We start from the raw sequence: 1,900 nt of genomic DNA on the forward strand, positions 1-1,900 counted from the left end.
GCATTTCTCCTTGTAGAACTGGCAGTTGAAGCCGCGATCGGACTCGATCTTCCGCTTCAGCTTTTCCAGTCCCTCGTCGTCGCCCTCCAGGGGAAGGGTGAAGCCGGGGAAGGCGGGGGGACCCGTGGGCGGCCTCATCGCAGCACGCTCTCCACCAGCTCCAAGTTGGTGCGCACGACGGAGTTCTGGGGATTGATCTCCAGCGCCTTGCGCCAGAGCTCCACCGCCTGCTGCCGCTCCATCCGCTTGTAGTGGATGTTGCCCATGCGAAAGTACACGTCGTCGCCCAGGCGCGGGTTCAGCCGCGCGGCCCGCCCGTAGCACTCGGCCGCGTCGTCGTACGCGCCGCGGCGGTACAGGGCGTCGCCCAGCGCCTTGTGCGCCTGCGGCAGCTCGCGGTCCTCGTCCGCCGCGCGGCGGTACATGGCCTCGGCCTTTTCCCAGTTTCCCTTGCGCTCGTACACGCTGCCCAGGTGCAGGTACACCGGCGCGGCGTGGGGATGCTGGGCAATGGCCTCCTCGCCCAGGCGGATGGCCGCGTCGGGCGCGCCGGCCGCGGCCTCGGCCAGCACGGCGAAGGCGTAGTACGCGGGTGGCACGCGCTTCCCCTCCATCACCCGGCGGTACTCGCGGAACGCCTCGGCCGCCTCGTGCGCCTCGCCCGCCTTCAGCAGCAGCACGGCGCGCGAAAGCAGCACCTGCGGCCGCTTCGGCGCCAGCTTCAGCGCCTCGTCGGCCGCCAGGCGCGCGTCGGCCACGCGGCCCAGCCGCTCCAGCGCCAGCGACATCGAGTGGAACACCGTGGCGCGCGGCCCGCCGATCTCCACCACCTCGCGGAGATAGCGGAGCGCGAAGCGGTCGTCGCCCTTGCGCAGGCCGATCAGCGCCAGGTGAAAGCGCGCGTCCACGTTGCGGGGCTGAAGCTCGGCCACGCGGCGGAATTCGCGCGTGGCCTCGTCGTACATGGCCGTGCGGTAGAAGGCCACGCCCAGGTTGCGGTGCTCGTCGATGCGCGCCTGCGGAACCTCCTTCACCTGCGCCTGCCGCCGCCCGACGGGATGCGCGATGCCGGCCTGGATGTAGCCGAACAGCGCCTTGCCCACGTCGAACTCCACCATCCCGGACTCCTCGATCAGCTCCTGCACGCTGCGCCGCCCGTCGATCAGCGGCAAGATCTTCCGCTGGTCGTCGGAAAGCTCCAGCGACGCCAGGGGCTTGCTGCGGTCGATCTCGAACACCAGGTCCAGCGAGGGGATCTTCTTTTCGATCAGGCTCCACTCGTCGATCCGGCGGGCGCCCTCCAGCAGCAGGTTCTCGGGGTTGATGGACACCAGCATGGCGCCCTCTTCCGGGCGCTGCTCCGGCTCGAAGCTGAACGTGCCCTGCGTCCAGGTGAAGAGGAAGTAGACGGCCTCCTCGATCTGGATGCGGATGTACTGCTCCAGCTGCTCGCGGGTGATGGCGCCGCGGCGGATGAGCAGCTCGCCCAGGCGAACGCCCGGGTGCCGGGGCTGTTCCTCGATGGCGGCGTCCAGGTCCACGGGCTTCAGCAGCCCGTTCTTCACCAGCAGGTCGCCCAGCCGGTCGCGCCGGTTGACGATGGAGGCGTAGGTGATGCGGCCGCGCTCGAAGAACACGTAGCCGAAGTTGCTGCGGTCCGTCAGCGCCAGGCAGCCGGTCTTCTGGCCCATGGCCAGCAGCTGCAGCACGTCGGGAAGGCTGGCCTCCTTCAGGTTGCCCTTGATCGCCATCTCAGGCCAGCTCCTCGATCAGGCGGTCGTCCAGGGCAAGCCAGTCCAGCACGGCCTTTTCGGCGTTGAAGTACCAGCGGTCCACCTGGGGCCGGGCCTTGGCCTCTTCCTCGGCCTTGCGCTCGGCGGCGGCGCGGGCGCTCACCAGC

The 1,900-nt window shown here is 69.6% G+C and carries 1 protein-coding gene; it reads right to left on the reverse strand.

The annotated features are described in order from the left end of the window. Positions 1 to 134: 134 nt before the first annotated feature. Positions 135 to 1,751, reverse strand: a complete 1,617-nt coding sequence (locus VIB55_RS23620; RefSeq protein ID WP_331879139.1) for a DUF4388 domain-containing protein — start codon at positions 1,749 to 1,751, stop codon at positions 135 to 137. Between the last annotated feature and the right edge of the window lie 149 nt (positions 1,752 to 1,900).

The organism is Longimicrobium sp., from assembly GCF_036554565.1.
GTDB lineage: Bacteria > Gemmatimonadota > Gemmatimonadetes > Longimicrobiales > Longimicrobiaceae > Longimicrobium.